This is a genomic window from Pseudomonas sp. LB3P14, assembly GCF_054898045.1.
Genome location: NZ_CM142714.1, coordinates 1,813,008 through 1,832,860 on the forward strand (window position 1 = coordinate 1,813,008; position 19,853 = coordinate 1,832,860).

Below are 19,853 nucleotides of genomic sequence, written 5' to 3' on the forward strand. Positions count from 1 at the left end.
CACAACCAGGACGCCCGATCACGAGGCGCCCCGGAGCATTTAAATCAGAACTGCCAGTCGAGCGTCAGACCCACACCGTGGTCTTTCTCGTTGGAGCCAAGCAGCCCGTTGTAGTCCAGGCTCAAACGAACGTCCTGCGCCACCGCCAAACCGGCCCGCGCACCGATGACGGCGGCATCACGATCCAGGGAAACGCTCTGCACGCTGAACGCGGTATTGCCGTTGGCGAAGGCCAGGTGGTCTTCGGAACGGGTGTTGCTCAGGTTGTGCTGCCAGCCCAGCGTGCCGGACAGTTCCAATTGCTGTTTGTCCGACAGGGCAATCGCTTTGCTCGCCCGAATCCCGAGGGTCGAGAGCACGGCGTCGCGGTTGTCTTCGCCACCCTTGAGCGCTGCGGCATCACCTTTCTCGGTGAAGCTGTCACTGTTGAGGTGCACGTAAGCCAGGTTGGCGAACGGTTCCAGTGCCAGCGGTTGCAGGTCCAGGCGATACGCCGCTTCGGTAAACAGTTGTGCGGTTGTCGCGTCGCGTTTGGATTTCTGTTTGCCGCTGACGTCGCCGAATTGCAGATCACGCTTCACGTCGATGCGATGCCAGCTGTAGGCGCCGCCAACGCTCAGACGAAGCGCATCGATTTCATGGCCCAAATAGGCGCCCAAGTGGTAGCTGTCGACGGAGGCTGACGAATGCGTGCCATCGCCCATGCTCAACGAACTGTCGCTGTAACCGGTCACAAAACCCAGCCGCGTATCTTCAGTGATCAGACCGTCGACACCGGCCAGCAAGCCGCCAATGGAGCTGGTGGAACTGGCGTTGTCATGCCCGCCATCGCTCTTGCCCCAGGCGCCGAGGACTTTGACCCAGGCGTTGCTGCGGTCATCGGTCGGTGCGGCGGCATCGAACAGATCACGCTCGCGCAGGCGTTCGCCGACGGCATCGCGCAGGTAACGGCTGTCGTTGATCAACAACGTGCCGATCGCCGGGTGAATCTCACCGGACAACTGCTGGAAGGCTTGTTGCGCGACGGCCGCGGTCGGCGACAACAGCAAGGTTTCATAGAGTGGATTGCCGGCGCCCAATTGCTCGGCGGCGGCGGCGACAGCGCGTTGATTCGGGGTTTGGCCGACGCTGGCGAAGGACGCTGCGTTGCGTTCTACCGCCAGTTGGATGCCATTGGCCGAGTAGTCGAGTGTGCCTCCGATGAACAGGTAATCCGGTAGCACCGCGACGAAACGCCCTTCGATCCCGCCGGCCGCTTGCAGAATGTTGTATTGATGGCCGAGCAGGGATTTCACTTCGCGGGTGGTCAGCAATGTCGGGCTGTTTTCCAGGGACAGGGTGACGGTAGCGCCGTCGATCACGGCTTTACCGCCCGCCACGATCTGGTCGCTGCTGGTTGGCGACAATTCCACGGCATAGGTCGAACCGGGCTCGAAGGTCACGTCGCTCGCCACCTGCAAGGTGCCGATGGAATTGCCTGGCGCCACGGTGCCGCCGCTTTTAGCGGTCAACGCGCTGATACGACCGTTACCGCCGAGGATGCCGCTGTCATTGACGGTGACCGCGGAGAGCAACGAGCCGTTGATTGCCAAGCGACCCTGATTGACCAGGGTCGGGCCGGCATAGGTGTTGGCGCCGGTCAGCACCAGCGTGCCGATGCCCTGCTTGGTCAAACCGCCATGCCCGGAAATGTCGTTGCGCCACGTGTCGAGGCCGCAATGCACGTCATTGCACACGCGTTCGGTCGGTTTGCCCGCGTCGATAATCGCGCCGATCCCCGGCAAGTCCGCCACAAACTGGCTGGAACCGTAGGCCCCCTGGATGCGGAACTCCTCGGGAATGTCTTGCTCGGTGACCAACATCGCCGGGCCATCGATGCCTTTGCGCAGGTTGATCATCCCCCAGCCATACAGCGAATCGACACCCGGCGCACCGAGGTCGGTGGCCGTGGTGCGTAACACGCTGGCGACCTGGGCGCCGGTCATGTACGGAAAGCGTTCCATCAGCACGGCCATGGAACCGGCGACATGCGGCGCCGCCATCGAGGTGCCGTTGTAGTTGGCGTAGCCGGTGGCCAGGTTGCCGGCGCTGGTACCGCTGATGATCGAGCTGTAGATCTTGCTGCCCGGTGCGGACACGCAAAAGCTTGCGGTGTAGCCGCAGCGCGATGAGAAGGTGCTGATGTTGTAGAGGTCCGGGCTGTTGAGGTCCGGGTTTTTCTGCAACGCCGCCACGGTCACCCAGTTCGGCGCGATGTCCGGGACGAAATAACCCAGGCCCGCGATGGCGTCCGGGTTGTTGAGGTTGTAGTCGTTGCCGGCCGCGAAGATCGTCACGATACCGCTGCGAGCCGCCGCGATGGCGCCGTCGTAGGCTCCGCCCGGTTTGGTCCCGAGTAACGGAAGGATCTCGTTGAACTGCAATTGCGCGTCTTGCACGGTGAAATGCGGGTACGCCGGGTTGCGTCCGCCGAGGTCGAAGCGATCGGTGATGCCGATGCCCCAGCTGTTGTTGATGATCCGCGCGCCGCTGGCGATCAAGGCATCCCAACCGGCCTTGTAGACCGCGCCGTCGTTGCCGCGAATGATGCCGTCCTCCGGGCCCGGATCTCCGTTATCCGCACTGATGATCTGTGCACCGAATGCCACGCCATGCATCGGGCCGCCATCTCGACTGCCGGCAGCGATCCCGCCAACGTGGGTACCGTGGGCACCGAGCTTGCCGTCGGAACCGATCGAGGGCGAACCGTCGTAGCGAAAGGCGTCCCCCGCTTTGACCGGGATGTACGGGTCGGTGTATTCGCGAATGCCGCTGGTGACCAGAGTGATCACTTTGTCGGGACCGGAAAACTCCGGATGCGCGGCGTAGACCGGTTGGTCGAAGATCCCCAGTTTCACGCCTTTAGCGGTGTAACCGGCGGCGTAGGCCTCTTGTGCGTTGACCGCTCCCAGTCCCCAATCGGCATTGAATTCAGCGCTGCGCCAACTGTTGGGATCACCCGCTCTACCGTTTTCCACGTAGGGCGCCGCTTGCGCGGTACCGAGGGTGGCCAATGCGCAGAGCAAGGCAAGGTTGTTGTACTTGTTATTCATCCAGCTACCGTCCTTAGTTGTGTTGCCAAAATCCCTGTGCCTTGAAAGCACCTTAAAACTGCCAATTGAGGCTGAGCCCTACGCCATGGCTCTTCTCGCGGCTGGCCAGTTGGCCGGTGTAATCGAGGTTCAAGCGAATGTCCCGGCTCAGGGCCAGGCTGGCATGGGCGCCCACCAACGCCGTATCACGCACCATTGGCGAACTCTCCACGGAAAACGCTGTGCTGCCGCTGGCAAACGCCAGATGTTCCTCGGAATCGGTGTTGCTCAGGTTGTGCTGCCAGCCGAGGCTACCGCTCAGGTCCAGCTGTTGCTGGCCGCACAGGTTCACGGTTTTCAACGCGCGCACGCCCAACGTGCTGAGCACTGCGTCACGCGTGTCGCCACTGCTTTTCAGCGCGGCGGCGTCACCTTTCTCGGTGAAACCTTCGGTGTCGAGGTGCACGTAAGCCAGATTCGCGAAGGGTTCGAGCGCCAGCGGTTGCAGGTTCAGGCGATACGCCGCTTCACCGAACACTTGGGTGGTCCCGGCATCGACCTTGGCTTTCTGTTTGGCGCTGACGTCGCCGTATTGCAGGTCGCGTTTGACGTCGGCGCGATGCCAGCTGTAGGCACCGCCGGCACTCAGGCGCCAGGCGCCCAACTCGCGGCCGGCATAAGCGCCCAGGTGATAGCTGTCGACCTTGGCCGATGAATGGGTGCCGGAGCCCATGCTTACCGAGCTGTCGCTATAACCGGTGACCAAGCCGATCCGGGTTTGCTCATCGAGCGCCCCGTCGACACCGGCGAGCAAGCCGCCAATCGAGGTGGTGTAACTGGCGGTGTCATTGCGCTCATCAGTCTTGCCCCAAGCGCCCAGCGCCTTGATCCAGCCATTGCTTTGAGCGCCTTTGGCGTCAACCAGACGCTCGCCGACAGCATCACGCAGGTAGCGGCTGTCACTGATCAGTACCGACTCCAGCGCCGGATAGATTTCCCCCGACAACTGCTGAAACGCCTGTTGGGCGGACGTCGCGGTGGGCGACAGCAGCAGGCTTTCGTAAACCGGATTGCCCGCCCCAAGCCCTTCAACGGCGGAGGCTACAGAGCGCTGGTTCGACGTTTGGCCGACGCTGGCGAAGGACGTGTCGTTGCGCTCGACACTCAGTTGAATGCCGGTGGCGGCGTAATCAAGGCTGCCACCGATGAACAGATAGTTGGGCAGCACGGCGCCGAACTGACCTTGAATGCCGCCAGCCGCTTGCAGGATGTTGTACTGATGACCGAGCAGGCTTTGCACTTGTTGAGTGCTGAGCAAGGTCGGGCTGTTTTCCAGTGACAGGCTGACGGTCGCGCCGCTGACCGTTGCCGTGCCGCCTGCGATGATCTGGTCACTCTCGGTCGGCGAAAGCTCCACCGCGTAGGTCGAACCTGGCGCAAACGTGACGTCGCCGCTGACCTGCAAGGTGCCAATGGAGTTGCCGGGCGCAACCGTAGCGCCGCGGTTGGCGGTCAGTGCGCCGACGCGTCCAGACCCACCCAGCGTGGCGCTGTCATTGACGGTCACCTTTGATGCCAGCGAACCGTTGACCGACAGCAGACCGCCATTCACCGTGGTCGACCCGCGCCAGGTATTGTCGCCATTCAGCATCAGGCCTCCGGCACCGGACTTGATCAGGCTGCCTTCGTAGACCCGAGTGGTGGCTGCCCCATCGCGTGCCATGCCCACCGCATAGTCGGTCTGATCCTGTTGGCTGGCACCGACCGGCACACCGTTCTCCCAACCTTTGGCCCTCAACGTCTGTTGCCACGCACTGTGCTCCGCCGCGTCTTCGCTCTGACGCTGGATCAGCGCTTTGTCCGAGATGTCATTGCTCCAGACATCGCTCTGCCCTGCCCCCAGATTGGCGTCGAAACGCCCGAGTAATTGCCCCGGCCCGCGCATCGCCCGTTCGAGATTGGCCACGCCCCAGCCAACGCGGGTGTTCGGCGCCTCGGTGATCGAGCCGTCGAGTTGGGTAGCGGTGGTCAGCAGGGTTTCCAGCGCCTGCTGGTTGGTCATGTACGGATAGCGTTCCATCACCAGCGCCAAGGCACCGGTGGCATGCGGCGCGGACATGGAGGTGCCGGACTTGATCGCATAGCCTGCGCCGGGAATGGTGCTGTCGATCTTCGCGCCGGGGGTGGTGATGCACCAATACTTGGCGATCCCGCACTGGTTGTACTTCTGCTGGTTACTTTGATCCAGCCCCGACACCGCCAGCCAGTGGCCTTCCAGGTCCGGCTCAAAATACGGCAAGGCTGAACGCACGCTGGCGTTGGGGTAACCGCTGTTGCCGGCGCTGAACACATTGATCACCCCGCGTCGGGAAACGTCGGCTGCCTCATCGAGCCAGGTGCCTTTGTTCCAGTGCTGGGCGTAGGCGGCGTGCAGATCGTCGAGAGTTCGATAGCTGACATCCGGTGGTTGGCTGCCCCAGCTGTTGTTGATCGCTCGCACACCGGCATCCGCCAACGCGTTATAGACCGCTTTGAAGTAGCGTGGATCAGGATTGGGGCCGAACAGGAAGCTGTCGTTCTTGTTGGTGTTGCCGACGTAGACCTGCGCGTTGTAGGCCACGCCGTGCATGCCAGTGCCGTCGCGCGAGGCACCGATAGTGCCGGCGACGTGCGTGCCGTGGGAATCGTTGTTGAGGTTGAGTGTGCCGTCGACGTTGAACGACGAACCATCGACGTAACTGCCGCTGGCCAGCACCGCGTGGTAACGGTCGGTGGCGAATTCGGGATGGGAAGCATCGAAGCCTGAATCGAGCTCGCCGATTTTCACGCCTTTGCCTGTGATGCCGGCGGCATAGGCTTGATCGGCTTGCATACGGGCGAGTCCCCAGTCGCGCTGGAACTCCGCCGAGCGCCAACTGGCGGCATCACCGAGGGTGCCGGTTTCCAGGTAAGCGGCTTGCACCGAGCCGGGCATTGCTGACACCAGGAGTAATAGCGTGCCGACCGACATCGGCTTGATCTGTACGTCCATGTTCACTTCTCGCTTTTTTTGTTTTTTTGGGGGGCATCTATTGCGTTCTTGGGCCTTGGCCGAATGCCTCGTCAACCTTGGCCAGATCCTGCTCGCGCAAGGTCCCGGCGTAGTAATGCAACTTGGTCCAGGCCATCAGGTAGTCATACCTTGCCTGGGCCAAATCCCGGCGGGTGGTAAATAGTTGTTGTTCGGCATTCAACGCATCCAGGTTCACCCGCTCGCCACCCAAGATGCTTTGTTTGGTCGACACCACCAGGGCTTCGGCGGAGGCCAGGGCTTTCTGGTAGGCCCGCAGTTTGCTCACGCCCGACAGGCAGGCGCTGAACTGACGACGCAGTTCAATCAACGTTTCCCGGGTCTTGCCGTCCAGTTCGTATTCGGCCTGCTCCATCGCGCGACTGGCCTGGCGAGTCGAGGCCGAGACCCCGCCGCCCGCATACAGCGGCACGTTGACTTCGATGCCGATGGTGTTGGTGTCGTAACGTTGGTTGTAGGTGTTGCCGCTTTCCGACTCGTTCTGCCGCACGGAGGCGTAGGCGCTGACTTTGGGCAGGTGCCCGGCGCGATTGCGTTCAACCTCGTAGCGCGCCACCTCCAGCGCCTGGCGCTGGGAGGCTAGGTTCGGGTTGTTGGCCACCGCGATCTCGTGCCAGGTGTCGTAATTGGCCGGTTGCAGGGTGAACGTCTGGAAATGCGGGTCCAGTGGCGCCAAATCGGCGATGTCGATGGCCGGCACGCCAATCAACGCCCCCAGTTCCCGCAGGGACGCATCCTGTTCGTTGCGCGCCTCGATCTCCTCGGCGGTGGCTAGTTCGTAGCGCGACTCGGCCTCAAGAATGTCAGTGCGCGTGCCCTCGCCCTGACGAAACATCTGCTCGTTCTGCTGGAACTGCTGCTCGAAGGCTTTTTTCTTGGCCAGGGCAATGTCGATCTGATCCTGAGCGAACAGTGCCTGGGTGTAATTCTCCAGCACCCGAACCAGCAATTCCTGGCTCTTGCCGCGAAAGGCTTCGTCGGCAAACAGCGATTGCGCCACGCCTTTGCGGTACGACGCGTAAGCCTCGTAGTCGAGCAGCGGTTGTTGCAGGGTCAGAGTCGAGCCGTAACTGCTGTAGTTGCGGTCATCGGTACGGTTTTGCCCGCGCTCATTGAGGGAGGTGGCCTTGGAGGAGTTGCGCCCCTTGTTGTAGTTGTAACCGATCCTGGGTAACAGCCCGGCGCGGCCAATGACGCGGTTTTCAAGGCCGGCATCGCGTTCTTTGATGGCGCCGAGAAACACCGGATCGTTGCGCAACGCTTGCTCGTAGACGTCGAACGGCCCCATGGCCAGCACACTGTTGCAGGTCAGCAACGCCAGGGTCGCGGCGAGCATGGAAAGTTTATTCATACAGCGGAACATCCTTATTCCTCGGTCAACGCGGAGCCTGCCCGGTCGAGCAGCGGTTTGAACAAATAGTTGAGGAGTGAACGTTCACCGGTGCGCACGAACATTTCCGCGGGCATGCCGGGCTTGATCACCAGGCCGTTGAGTTTTTCCATGGCCTGATCGCTGACGCTGCTGCGCAGCACGTAATACGGCGCACCGGTTTTCTCATCGATCATCTGGTCGGCGGAGATCAGGCTGACTTCGCCGGGCACGCGCGGCGTGCGGCTCTGGTTGAACGCAGTGAACAGAATGTCCACCGGCAAGTGCATCCCGACCTTGTCGACCAGGTTGATCGGCAGGTGCCCTTCCACCTCCAGACTCGTCCCCTGAGGCACGATCTCCAGCAGCGTTTCGCCCTGACGCACCACCGCACCTACGGTGTGAACCCCGAGGTTGACCGCAATGCCATCGGCGGTCGCGATGATCTCGCTGTGTTGCAGATCGAACCCGGCGGAGGTCAGTTGCTCTTCCAGCGTCACGCTTTTCAACTGCGCATCGGCCAGTTGGGTGCGGACTTCTTTCTGGTATTCCTCGATGTGCTGCTGCAGTTTCAGCCGCGATTCGAGAATGCCCTGCTCTACCCGACCGCTTTCGCCGGTGTTTTCCGCCAATTGTTGCTGAACTTGCGACAGCTGACGCTGGTACTCCATCAACCGATTGCGCGGAATGTAGCCGTTATCCGCCAGGGGCTGAAGGTTGCCCAGCTGTTGTTGCAGAGAGCTGGCCTGGGCAGTCAGGTCAGTGCGGGCGCGGCGCATGCCAGCCAGTTGCGCGCTGGCGCCTTCGATACTGGCGCGCAAGGCAGCCTGTTCGCGGGAAAACGCTTCACGGCGACTGCTGAACAACTGCCGCTGGCCTTCGAGGACCAGCGCCAGGCGTGGGTCGGGATCGTTGCTCAGTTCAGTGGGGAAACTCACCTGCTTGAGGTTGTCCCGCTCACTCTGCCACCGCGCCAGACTGGCCCAGGCCATGCGGTATTGCGCTCGCAGGGATTGTACGTCAGCGGCGACTTGCGTCTGGTCGAGCTGGAACAATGGCTGGCCCTGCTTCACCACTTGACCCTCGCGCACCAGAATCTGGCTGATCACGCCGCTGCTCATCGATTGCACGGCTTTGCGCTTGCCCGAGACCACCACAGTACCCTGCACCGGAATGCCTTGATCGAGCGGCGCCAGACTGGCCCAGGTGAAGAAACTGCCGGCGCCGACGATCGCCAGAATCCAGCCCATGCGGGCGAAGAAACGCGCATCCCGCTCGGGCCGCTCGACGATGTAGTCGTGTTCCATAGTGGCTTCGCTGTCGTGACTCATACACCCGAATTCCTTGTCGAGGGCTGGTACTGCCGGCTCATGCTGAGCCCGCCCGGTGCCTGCGCGGTTTTCTCCCGCTGCTGTTCCTGAGCGCCGGAGAGTGCCTTGAGCACGTCCTGGCTCGGGCCGAAGGCCTGCAAACGGCCTTCGTTGAGCACCAGCAATTTGTCGGCCTGGGCCAGCGCCGAAGAGCGATGGGTGACCAGAATCACGCTGGTGCCCCGGGCTTTCATGTGGGCGATCGCGCCAGCCAATGCCGATTCGCCTACGGTGTCGAGGTTGGAGTTGGGTTCATCCAGCACCACCAGACACGGATTGCCATACAGTGCGCGCGCCAGGGCCACACGCTGTTTTTGACCACCGGACAAGCCGCTGCCGTCCTCGCCGAGCACGGTGTCGTAGCCTTGCGGCATGCGCAGGATCAGTTCATGAACGCCGGCCTGTTGTGCGGCTTCAACGACTTTTTGCGGATCCGCCTCGCGAAACCGGGCGATGTTTTCGGCGATGCTGCCACTGAACAGTTCGATGTCTTGCGGCAGATAACCGATGTAGGGGCCGAGGTCGTCGCGGTTCCAGCGATGAATGTCCGCGCCGTCGAGCCGCACCGTCCCGCCAAGCGTTGGCCAGACGCCAACCAGCACCCGAGCCAAGGTCGATTTACCGGAACCGGACGCCCCGAGCACGCCCATCACTTCACCTGCGCCAAGGTTGAAATTGACCAGGTGCAACGTCGCTGCCCGTTGCCCCGGCGGACCGGCGCTGACCTGCTCGAAAGTGATCTGGCCTTTCGGGGCCGGCAGCGCCATGGCCTCGTCACTCGGTGGAAAGGCTTGCAGCAAGGCGTCGAGACGGCGGTAAGCAAGTTTGGCGCCGCTCCACTGCTTCCACACGGCGATCAACTGATCGATAGGGCTCAGGACGCGACCCATCAGAATCGAACCGGCGATCATCATCCCGGCCGTCATATCACCCTTGATCACCAGCAAGGCGCCAAGACCCAGCACCAGCGATTGCAGGCACAGGCGCAGGGTTTTGCTCAGAGAGCTGATGACGGCACCGGTGTCGCTGGCCTGGTTCTGCAGGCCGAGGAAACGTGAATGAACCTGGAACCAACGTTTACGCAACGCCCCGAGCATGCCCATGGCCTGAATGGTTTCGGCGTTGTGCAGGTGACTGGTGGCCAGTTGGCTGGATTTCTGGGAAAACCCCGCGGCTTCGCCCAAGGGCTTTTTGGTCATGGTCTCGTTGAGGCAAGCAAGGCCAATCAACAGCACCGCGCCCACCGTCGCAAACACCCCGAGCCAGACATTGAACAGGTAGATCACGAACAGATAGACCGGGAACCACGGCGCATCGAAGAAGGCAAACAATGCCGGACCGGTGACGAACTGCCGAATATGGGTCAGGTCCCCCAACGACTGTCCGGCGTTGCCTTCGCCTTTGAACAGGTTGCGCTCGAACGCCGCCTGATAGACCCGCAAATTGAAGCGTCGCTCCAGTTGGCTGCCGATGCGGATGACAATGAAACTGCGAACAATCTCCAGCAAGCCAATGAAGGCAAAGAACCCGACCACCATTAATGACAACATGGCCAGCGTTGTTTCGTTTTGCGACGACAATACGCGGTCATAGACCTGGAGCATATAAATCGACGGAACCAGCATCAGCACGTTAATCAGTGCGGTAAAACAACCGACGCTAATCAGGATGCTCTTATAGTCGCCCAAGGCCTTAATTAACGGCGCGGTGACCGCGCTCTTTGCCATCTTCATGGGTTCTTCCTGAGGTGTTATCCCTCGCCATACCTGGCGAGGTTTGTTTAATCTTTTTTTGCAAGTACCGCTTACACTTCAATAACAACTCTTTGTCGTCGACAAAGCGCTTCTGCGGCTTATAACGCTATTGGCGGGCGTTGGACTTAATGCAGTTCTCGCTTGAGCGTAATGATCAACCCGGATTTCAACGTGCTTTGATAAAACCCATCACGATGCCGACTGAAAAACAGCACTTTTGAGCCTTCAGGCCCAGTGATTGCGATGCCGTCAGGCTCGGTAAACCAACCGATTGTTTGCTCGCCCAGCCAGGCGCTCAGGCACTTGGCGCCCTCGCCCAGGGTTTGGTTCGCTTGAAGGTCGAGGGTGCACACGTTTGACGGTTTGTCCTGCAACGCCTGGGACTCTGGCGAGTCATCTTTGGTGTTCAGGGTTAGCTGCCATTTGCCGGCCAGTTCCGAGGGGTCTGCTAATTTCAGGCTGCTCGCCATGGCTGAATCTCCAAAAAACATCATGAACGTCGCCAATAGCCACGCACTTGTTCTGCTGGTGAAGCCGTTAGGGATCATAAGGCGCTTTACTCATCTCAAGGGGCAGAGGGCAGCGCATCTGCGCTGCCCTCCTTTTTCACCTCACATCACGCAGCGATGTCGGAGTAAGCCGCTTGGCCCACGGTGCTGACCAGGAAATCAGCCACGCCATGCCCGGAGAAGTCCACCGACAACAGGCTGTTGCCGCCCGAAGAGGTCAACACCGCATCGCCTGCCGCACCGGTGAACGAGTTCACGAAGTGCAGGCCTGCGCCGTTGGTGATGCCGGTCAGGTCGATCTTGTCCAGGCCGCTGACAAAATCGAGGATCTGGTCGACAGCACCGGGTTTGGAATCGCTGCTGGCGGCGAACACGAAGGTATCCGAACCGGCGCCACCCCACAGTTTGTCCGCGCCACCCGCGCCGAAGAGGATGTCGTTGCCGGTACCGCCCTTCAGTTCGTTGGACACGCTGTTGCCGATCAGCAGGTCGCTGCCCGAACCGCCGATGGCATTCTCGACGGTGACGCCCTTGGCGATGGACACGTTACCCACCAGGCCGCCAACGTCGGAGAACGAGGCCTCGTTGAGGTTGATCTTCTGGTTTTGGGTAAAACCGGAGAAGTCCAGCGTGTCCTTGCCGCCCGCATCCCATACCGAAAACACAACCTTGTCCGACGACGAAGTCGCGCTCAGGAAGTCGCGACCGGCGTTGGAGTTGAAGCCGTAAGTGGTGTCACCGGTACGGGTGGTGGTGTTGGCGCCGTAGAGCTTCTGGATGGCCGCGATATCGTCCATCAGCGGACCGGACGAATAGGCTTCGACGCCGCCCTTGCTGAAGTTCTGGCTGGTATTGCTTTCACTCCAGTAGCTCATGACGCTGTAACCGCGGGTGTCTTGCCCGTAGGACGCGTCGTTGTAGGTCGGGGCGCCCTCGCCGGCGTTGTAGTCGCCAGGGTGGGCAAGGCCCAGGGTGTGACCGATTTCGTGGGTCAGGGTCTGCCGGCCGTAATTATTCAGGTCCGGCGTCTTGTTTGGCGTGTAGCTGCTGTTGGTCAGGTACCAGGAAGTGCCGTCATAACCCGCACCCGTGCCAGGCAGATAGGCGAAGGCCGCCGCGCCATCCTGGCCGCCGCTGTAGTTGCCGAAGGTCATGTGACCGTCGCCGCCCGTGGCCTTATCGGTGAATGTGACATTGGCCACATCGGCCCAGGATTGCATGGCCAGCACGGCCTGGCCTTTCTGCTGGGTGCTGAACTGGCTGAACCCGGTAATCCCGTGCTTGTTCATGGTGCTCGACGACGCCGAGGTCAGGAACGTGTAGGTGAGTTCGATTTTGCCGCTGCCATCCTTGTCCTGGTAGGCAGCGCCATCGCGCAGCAATTGGGTAGCTGCCTGGTCGACGGAGAAGGAGGGTTTGCCATTGACCGTGAGGTTGCCACCCCGATCGTATTGATGGCTGAAGCTATTGATCTGGTTGAACGCAGAACTGGATGCAGCCAATGCTTGCAGTGGCTGGAACGCCTGTTCGGCGGAATCAATAGCGTTGTTTTTTACTTTCGACATAAACACACTTCCTTGTTTAGCTATGGAACAGTTTTTTTAGATAGCGACAATCTCTGGCGAGATCGTCCTATCACTCGCCCAATGAAGGCGAAAGAAAACTGACACAATTTGAAATCAAACGTCTACATTTTTTTTGACGTCAAATTGAGTTGTTCCAGCAAGTGCCCGGAAACAATGACTGCGCTGTCGAAATATTATTTGCGGCTCAAGGATTTCATCTAATTGTCTGACAATTGGCTATTTAAATATTAAATATGAGTAAGTTGCTTTTTGTTAAAGGGTTCTCACTTTTCTCGACTTGCGCCCTATAAGTGCCAGCGCATTGATATCAATAAAATTAAACATTCAGTGAGTTGTACTTATTCTGGTGGGGGAGCTTGCTCCCTCACCACAGAAAGGCAATTTGACTCAGCTCCCCGTCCGAATCTTGTTCCAGACCCGCGTGCGCACTCGGTCAATGTTCAGCGGCATCGCCTCCAGCGCAAACAATTTCCCCATCATCTCCGGGCTCGGGTAAACCTTGGTGTCATTCTTGATCGTCGGGTCGATCAAGCTGTCGGCCTGTTGGTTACCGTTGGCGTAGTGCACGTAGTTGCTGATGCTGGCCATGACGTCCGGGCGCAGCAGGTAGTTCATGAAGGCGTAGCCGGCCTTTTCGTCCGGGGCGTCTACCGGCATGGCCACCATGTCGAACCAGATGGCGGCGCCTTCCCTGGGAATCGAATAGCCGATGTCGACGCCGTTCCTGGCTTCTTTCGCGCGGTTTTCAGCTTGCAGAATGTCACCGGAGAAGCCTACGGCCACGCAGATGTCGCCGTTGGCCAGATCGCTGGTGTACTTGGACGAGTGGAAATAGCTGACATACGGGCGGACTTTCATCAGCAGCGCTTCAGCTTTTTTGTAGTCTTCAGGGTTTTTGCTGTGATGCGGCAGGCCCAGGTAGTTCAGTGCCGCCGGCAACAGTTCGGGGCCGTTGTCGAGGATGGCCACGCCGCATTTCTGCAGCTTTTTCATGTTCTCGGATTTGAAAATCAAGTCCCAGGAATCCACCGGCGCGTTATCACCCAACACCGCCTTGACCTTGGCGATGTTGTAACCGATGCCGGTGCTGCCCCAGAGGTACGGGAAGCCGTGTTCGTTGCCCGGATCGTTGGTCTGTAACGCTTTGAGCAGCGCCGGGTTGAGGTTTTTCCAGTTCGGCAGTTGGCTCTTGTCGAGTTTCTTCAGCGCTACGCCCTGAATTTGCCGCGCCATGAAGTGGTTGGACGGAAATACCACGTCGTACCCGGATTTGCCGGTCATCAACTTGCCATCGAGGGTTTCGTTACTGTCGAAGACGTCGTAGCTGAACGCGATGCCGGTTTCTTTCTGGAAGTTTTTGGTGGTGTCCGGGGCGATGTAGTCCGACCAGTTGTAGATCTTGACGGTCTCGGCCGCGTGGCTGAGGGACGCGATGAGCGCCAGTGGAGCCAGAGTCATTGTCTTTCGGATCATGAGTCGATTCCTGTTTAGTTTGTCTTCTTTTTATTGGAGAGTTGGCAGGCAATCAGAGGATCAAAAAATCAAAAAGTAAGTCTTGCGCACGTTTTACTGCATGAAACCTTCCATGAAGCCGGCAATACCGCTGGCCAGTTTGCGACGCCAGGGTGCGGTGGCCGGGTTGGCCAGGGTCTGGTCTTCGTGGACGAAGCTGCGGATGATCGCGTTGTAACCGAGCCAGCGACAGGGCTCCGGCTCCCAGGCCCTGAGCGCGTCGAGACCACCCTGGATGACCCACGGCTGGCGAACCAGCTCGGTGTCACGCTGCAGAATCAGGTCCGCCAGGGTCCGGCCGCCCAGTTTGCTGGCACCGACGCCCTCCCCGCCATAGCCGCCGGAAATCGCAATGCCGTTCGCTTGATCGCACAGCATGTGCGGCTTGAAACGCCGGGACATCCCCAGATTGCCGCCCCAGGCATGGGTAATCCGCACGTTCTTGAGTTGCGGGAAGAGCTCGCCGAACAGATAGCGCCGCAGCTCCACCTCGCTGGTGGTCAGGTCAAAGTCATGGCGTAACTTGCCAGCGAACTGATAACCGCCCCGGGCACCGAACACCAAACGGTTGTCAGCCGTGCGCTGACCGTAAGTGACTTGGCGACTGCTTTCGCTGAAGGCCTGGCCGCGATTCAGGCCGATTTCATCCCACGTGGCAGCGGACAGCGGCTCGGTGGCCACTATCAAGCTTTGCACCGGCAGCTGATAACGCCCCAAAGGTGGCAAGGTGACCGAGTAACCTTCTACCGCCGGTACAATCCAGCGGCTGCGAACCGAGGCTTTCGCCGTGCGCAGACCACCCGACTGCCACTGAGTGACGGGGCTGTTCTCGTAAATCCTGACACCCATTTTTTCCACCGCCCGAGCCAGACCTCGCACCAACTTTGCCGGGTGAATCGTCGCAACGTGCGGTGCATAGATACCGCCATAAGGTTTGGCGATTCTGATTTGTTGCGCCAACTGCTCGGGGCTGAGCCAACGGTAATCGCTTTCGGTCAATCCCTGGCGGTAGAGCTTGTCGAGAGAGTGCCGAAGGCTGGCTTCCTGTTCCGGATAGCGTGCGGCGCAATACAACGCCCCGCCTTTGCGGTAATCGCAGTCGATACCTTCACGTTCCAGGACAATCCCGACTTCATCCGGGATGCCGTGCAGCAAATCGAAAGAAGCCCGGCGCTGTTCGGGCGGCAAGTCGGCGAGCAAGCGGTCATCGCCCAACACATTGCCCATCAGCCAGCCGCCGTTACGCCCTGAGGCGCCAAAACCGGCGGTTTGCGCTTCAACGATGGCGATGCTCAGGTCGGGAGCCAGGCGTTTGAGGTAGTACGCGGTCCAGAGCCCGGTGTACCCCGCGCCAATGATGGCGACGTCGACATCCAGATCGTGTTCCAGCGAGGGACGCGCCAATAATGGCTCGTCGAGTTGATCCATCCACAAACTGATAGTGCGCCACGCCGGCATGCAAGACTCCGCCACTCAAACTTCGATGGCGTCGATCCTAGTGCGTGGACTTAGAGGCTGTCTTGCGCGCGTGCACGCAAAGAAATTTGTTTTACGTAGGCCTTGGGCGACTGGCCGGTGTGCTGACGGAAGCAGCTATAGAACGCCGACAGCGAATTGAACCCGGCGGCAAACGCCAGTTCGTCGATACGCAGTGGCAGCGTGGCGCTCTCCAATGCCGCGAGCAAATGCTGCAGGCGCGCCTGGTTGACGTATCGATAAAAGCTCTGGCCAAGCACCTGATTCAGCAGATAGGAAATCTGATTGCGGCTGTACCCGCACTCCTTCGCCACCCGTTGCAGGTCAAGTTCGGGATCGAGATAAGGCTGCTGACGCTGAAAATACTGCTGCAAGTCTTCAGCCATGAAACTCAGCTGGCGCGCAGACAGCCCGAGCCGACTGACTGCCGGGCGTTGGCTGCTGGCGGCCTTGCTGACGGGCTGTTCATGCACCAACGAGGCGTACTCGTTGACCCGCCAGATCAGTCCGTCACGGACGGTAATCGCCTCGCTGGCCCGGAACGACACCAGCCCTTCACCGCCGCGAAGGGTGATGCGGTACTGAATGAACGCCGTGTTGCCGTCCAAACGAATACGGTCCGAATGCTCCAGGGCTTCATCGGGATCTCGAGGCATGCTGCTGCGCACGTACTCACGTAATTCCTGCAGCCCCATCACACGGTTCTGGAAAAAATCGCTGTACTGAATCTCTGGATGATAGAGCGCCATGACCCCGTCCAGATCCCGGTGTTTCCAGCGCAAGTGATAGCGCATCACCGTGTCGCCCGTGGCCTGGGTTTGCAGCGGACCATCATCATCGGCGTGCATACAAGGACTCGACGAGAAAAAAGCCGAGCTTGCCGAAGTTCTGCGTCAGCTTCAATGGCCAACCGAGGGTGGCCACCGCCTAAGAATCGCCATTCACGTGACCTGCATCAAAAAAACTGAACCAATCGCTAAACGGACTGAAAAATCCACATTAATTTCACATCTGGATGCTACTTTTAAAGGCAGTCACCGGTTGAGCCATTGAAGGCTCTTCCCTCCTAACATGAGCTAAAGGAAGCGCTCGATGAATAAGGCGGGCTACACATGAATAAAGGGTTCAGTAAAGTCACCTTTCCAAACGCCTGCCAGCTGATGCGCTGGCATTTTCATCCCATGGGTTTCGAGGCGAGCATGGACGCGCCGGGCAGCATGATTGCCCGTCTATTTGACCGTGCCAGTGGCGAGACCATGATCGCCATCGCGGGTATTCCTTGCGCGACGGTAATGAATGCTGCGGACGTAGAAAGAATAATCGAAGCGGTGGAAGATGAGCTTGAGGCTTTCATTCCGCCAGTCGCCCTCAGGAGCTATGCCTGAAGGCAGAACACTCAACAACAAGCCCACGTTAAGTGGGCTTTTTTGTGGCGCAAGATTTACGGCTCACACCAATATCTTGCCCTGTCGGTGATCGGCAAAGAACGCCTTGCCCTTGCCAATCCGATCGGAAGCTTTAGGCATGTTGGCCGCCTGGGTGTCTTGCCCATCGACATACCAGTAGCAATGACTCACCGCCCGAGTGATGCCGACGTAAGCCAGCCGCAGGATCTCGTCTTTCTGTGCGCTGTCGTACGCTTCGTTGTCGCCAGCCTTGCCCAGACCTGCCATGCGGTAGACCTGATTCTTGTAAGGTGAACTGGTCAGGTGCTGACAATCACCCAGCAGGAACACCGCGTCTGCCTGAAGTCCCTTGGCGCTGTGATAAGTCAGTTGCTTCAGCCGCCGCGCTTCGTACGGCAAGCTAGAATCTACATTAACTACAGATTTAATATGCTCTTCTATCAATGACTTATCGCTACTTTTTCGATAAAGCATCAAGATTGAATCGCCCTTTCTGTAGTGCTCCATCAGGCGCTGGGCCATGCCTTGATCGTCGCGATCGAGAACGTTCACCGGCAGCAACGCCTTCGGCTCGCCGCTGGCCCTGGCCTTCTTGCCAGCGATCGCTGGCGCCGCACGAACGATATGTTCGGCGGCATCGATGATGTGCTGGTGACTGCGGTAGTTGTCACTGAGCATGACTTTGGTCGTGCTCGGTGAAGGGAATTCCTTGTTGAATTCCATGAAATACGTCGGCGAACTGCCCCGCCAGCCATAGATGGACTGCCAGTCATCACCCACACAGAGCAATGATGAACGCTGTGCGCCGCGCCCCACGTGCATGGCCGGCCCGCGACTGCGGATTTCGCTCAGGCTCGCGCGGATCCAGGAAACGATCTGCGGTGATACGTCCTGAAATTCGTCGATCATCAAATGCGACATTGGCCTGAGCAACTCATCGCTCAGCAGTTTCAGGTTTTCCGGAGAATGTTCGCTGAACAAGGCGAACATCCGGTTGTAGGTCATCACCGGTGGCTTCTGATCGAGCAGATGATCTTCCAGTGCTCGCCAGTACAGACTCAAGGCTTCGAAGAAAAACCGATCCGGGTCGTCCTTGGCAAAACTCATCTGGCTCACGGCATTGAGCACATCCAGGCCGAGGTTCTCGATAAACCCCGCCGCTGCGACAAAACAGTCCAGCAACGGCGCAGAACCGAGCTCACCCTTGACCTTGTAATCGAAGCCCGGACCAGCACTGGCATCACCGGCAAGAGATGCCAGTACACGCTTTGATGATTCGTAACTATCTATCCATATCAATGGCTTACGACAGAAAGCTTGAAACAGGGTGCGCTTTACCGCCCATTCTGCCCGGACGGTCAGTTTGGCATTCGGGCGGCTGACCTGCGGGTTTTCCCGAGGATCGAACCCCAGCACCACCCAAGCGTCGAGGCTCGGAATATAGCCATGACAATGAAACGTTGAGCCGTTGATATCGAACGTCTGGCGATTCGGCTCGATGCCTTTGATTGGCCAGGCCCCCGCGCGAAACCACAGATCTTCAACAGCATCGCAGAGCTCTTCATCACGCTTGGCGGCCAGTTCGGTCACGGCCATGCGCTTCTGCACGTCTGGGTGATCACGCTCCAGCTCCTTGAGCTGCAGCGCGTGACGGGACAATGGTTTGATCAATTCGCGGAAGCGCTCATTGCGAGTGTGCAGGCTGTGATAGCAAGCGTTGAGTTGTTGGCGCTGGGCGTCGTTGATGCGCAAGTCGAAAGGATTGCTGTCAACCTCCTCATCGCCGTTCTGCGGACGGTTGCTGAGGTTTTCGAAGGCTTGCAGTCGCTCGAAGCCCGGCAGGCTGCGAACCATCGGCAGGATTCGCGAATGAAAGGTACGCACCAGATCACGCGCCTCTTTGAAACTGAGCGCTCGGCCCCAGAGTGCAAACAGCTCGATCAGTTTGTTGATGAAGTCTTTGCGCGATTCGCGGGTAAAGGTCACCACAGTCATCGAACTCAGCTCGAACCCCAGATAATGGGTCAGCAGCAAAATCCGCAACACCAACGTGGTCGACTTGCCCGCCCCCGCGCCGGCAATCACCGAGGTCGAGGGCGTGTCGCTGAAAATCATTTTCCATTGCGCGGCACTGGGCTGGGCGTGTGGTGGCAGTAGTCGAGCGACATCAGTCTTCATGCGCTTCTTCAACTCAGCGCTCAACGGCAAACGCCAATCCTCGAACAGATGGTCGTCAACGTTGGGCGGGCGGTGCTCGGTGCAGCGCGAGTCGCGGATGAGCAACACCTGGCGGCCTTCTTCCAACCCTTCGAGCTTGCCTTCTTTATAGCCATAATCCACACCGGCGCTGTGACCGCTGCGAAAGCCATCCGCCTGGCCGTGCAGCCAGGACGCACGGTGCTGTGCGCGCAGACGCGTCAGGCCGTGGCCAAAAAAACCGGCGGCCAGACGCTTGAGCAGTGGCATCTCGGCAAGAGGACGAAGTTCGGGAGGAAGATCGGGGGTGTGTTGCGGCACGCGGGCTGACTCCAGGGTGTGAGGCTGTCGGGGCTATGGTGTCTGCATTTGCCGTTCAGTTCTAGTGAAATGCTTACAGGTCATTGGCTTATGCGATGAAGTGAAGGTTTGGTGAGAATCTTTCGAGGTTATTTGATATCAGTTTATTCGATTGTATTGAGGCATTTTTTACGCTTTTTATCGATTAGTACTTGATAGATGATGCTCGCCATC

12 protein-coding genes are annotated in these 19,853 nt (G+C 59.3%); 1 reads left to right on the forward strand and 11 read right to left on the reverse strand.

Annotated features, from left to right (window positions below; translation table 11 throughout):
• Positions 1-44 precede the first annotated feature (44 nt).
• The 10 genes from ACYZT5_RS08420 to ACYZT5_RS08465 form a co-directional block, all read right to left on the reverse strand.
• Positions 45-3,092 carry an autotransporter domain-containing protein gene (locus tag ACYZT5_RS08420; RefSeq protein ID WP_462050672.1) on the reverse strand — a complete coding sequence of 1,016 codons (3,048 nt, stop codon included), beginning with the start codon at positions 3,090-3,092 and terminating at the stop codon, positions 45-47.
• Positions 3,093-3,144: 52 nt separating this feature from the next.
• Positions 3,145-6,102, reverse strand: coding sequence for an autotransporter serine peptidase EprS (gene eprS, locus ACYZT5_RS08425; protein ID WP_462050673.1), 2,958 nt, complete (start codon positions 6,100-6,102; stop codon positions 3,145-3,147).
• Between the two features lie 37 nt (positions 6,103-6,139).
• Entirely contained in the window at positions 6,140-7,504 is a 1,365-nt protein-coding gene (locus ACYZT5_RS08430) for a TolC family outer membrane protein (protein ID WP_462050674.1), read from the reverse strand.
• Positions 7,505-7,506: 2 nt separating this feature from the next.
• Positions 7,507-8,841, reverse strand: coding sequence for an HlyD family type I secretion periplasmic adaptor subunit (locus ACYZT5_RS08435; protein WP_462050675.1), 1,335 nt, complete (start codon positions 8,839-8,841; stop codon positions 7,507-7,509).
• Complete coding sequence (locus tag ACYZT5_RS08440; RefSeq protein ID WP_462050677.1) at positions 8,838-10,613, reverse strand: type I secretion system permease/ATPase; 1,776 nt, start codon at positions 10,611-10,613, stop codon at positions 8,838-8,840. Before ACYZT5_RS08440 ends, ACYZT5_RS08435 begins: the two co-directional genes overlap by 4 nt.
• Before the next feature lie 146 nt (positions 10,614-10,759).
• Positions 10,760-11,182: an AprI/Inh family metalloprotease inhibitor gene (locus ACYZT5_RS08445; RefSeq protein ID WP_462050678.1), complete on the reverse strand. Its 423-nt coding sequence runs from the start codon at positions 11,180-11,182 to the stop codon at positions 10,760-10,762.
• 68 nt (positions 11,183-11,250) lie between these two features.
• Positions 11,251-12,708, reverse strand: coding sequence for a serralysin family metalloprotease (locus ACYZT5_RS08450; protein WP_462050679.1), 1,458 nt, complete (start codon positions 12,706-12,708; stop codon positions 11,251-11,253).
• 408 nt (positions 12,709-13,116) lie between these two features.
• Complete coding sequence (locus tag ACYZT5_RS08455; protein WP_462050680.1) at positions 13,117-14,202, reverse strand: polyamine ABC transporter substrate-binding protein; 1,086 nt, start codon at positions 14,200-14,202, stop codon at positions 13,117-13,119.
• Positions 14,203-14,295: 93 nt separating this feature from the next.
• Complete coding sequence (locus ACYZT5_RS08460; protein WP_462050681.1) at positions 14,296-15,699, reverse strand: NAD(P)/FAD-dependent oxidoreductase; 1,404 nt, start codon at positions 15,697-15,699, stop codon at positions 14,296-14,298.
• 50 nt (positions 15,700-15,749) lie between these two features.
• The gene (locus ACYZT5_RS08465) at positions 15,750-16,565 is read right to left on the reverse strand and encodes a helix-turn-helix domain-containing protein (protein WP_462050682.1); all 816 of its coding nucleotides are present in this window, start codon (positions 16,563-16,565) and stop codon (positions 15,750-15,752) included.
• Between the two features lie 264 nt (positions 16,566-16,829).
• On the opposite strand from ACYZT5_RS08465, the gene ACYZT5_RS08470 reads away from it, so the two are divergent.
• Positions 16,830-17,102 carry a DUF1652 domain-containing protein gene (locus ACYZT5_RS08470; RefSeq protein WP_033054957.1) on the forward strand — a complete coding sequence of 91 codons (273 nt, stop codon included), beginning with the start codon at positions 16,830-16,832 and terminating at the stop codon, positions 17,100-17,102.
• 63 nt (positions 17,103-17,165) lie between these two features.
• Here ACYZT5_RS08470 and ACYZT5_RS08475 read toward each other — a convergent pair whose 3' ends face one another.
• Complete coding sequence (locus ACYZT5_RS08475) at positions 17,166-19,640, reverse strand: UvrD-helicase domain-containing protein (protein ID WP_462050683.1); 2,475 nt, start codon at positions 19,638-19,640, stop codon at positions 17,166-17,168.
• Positions 19,641-19,853 lie beyond the last annotated feature (213 nt).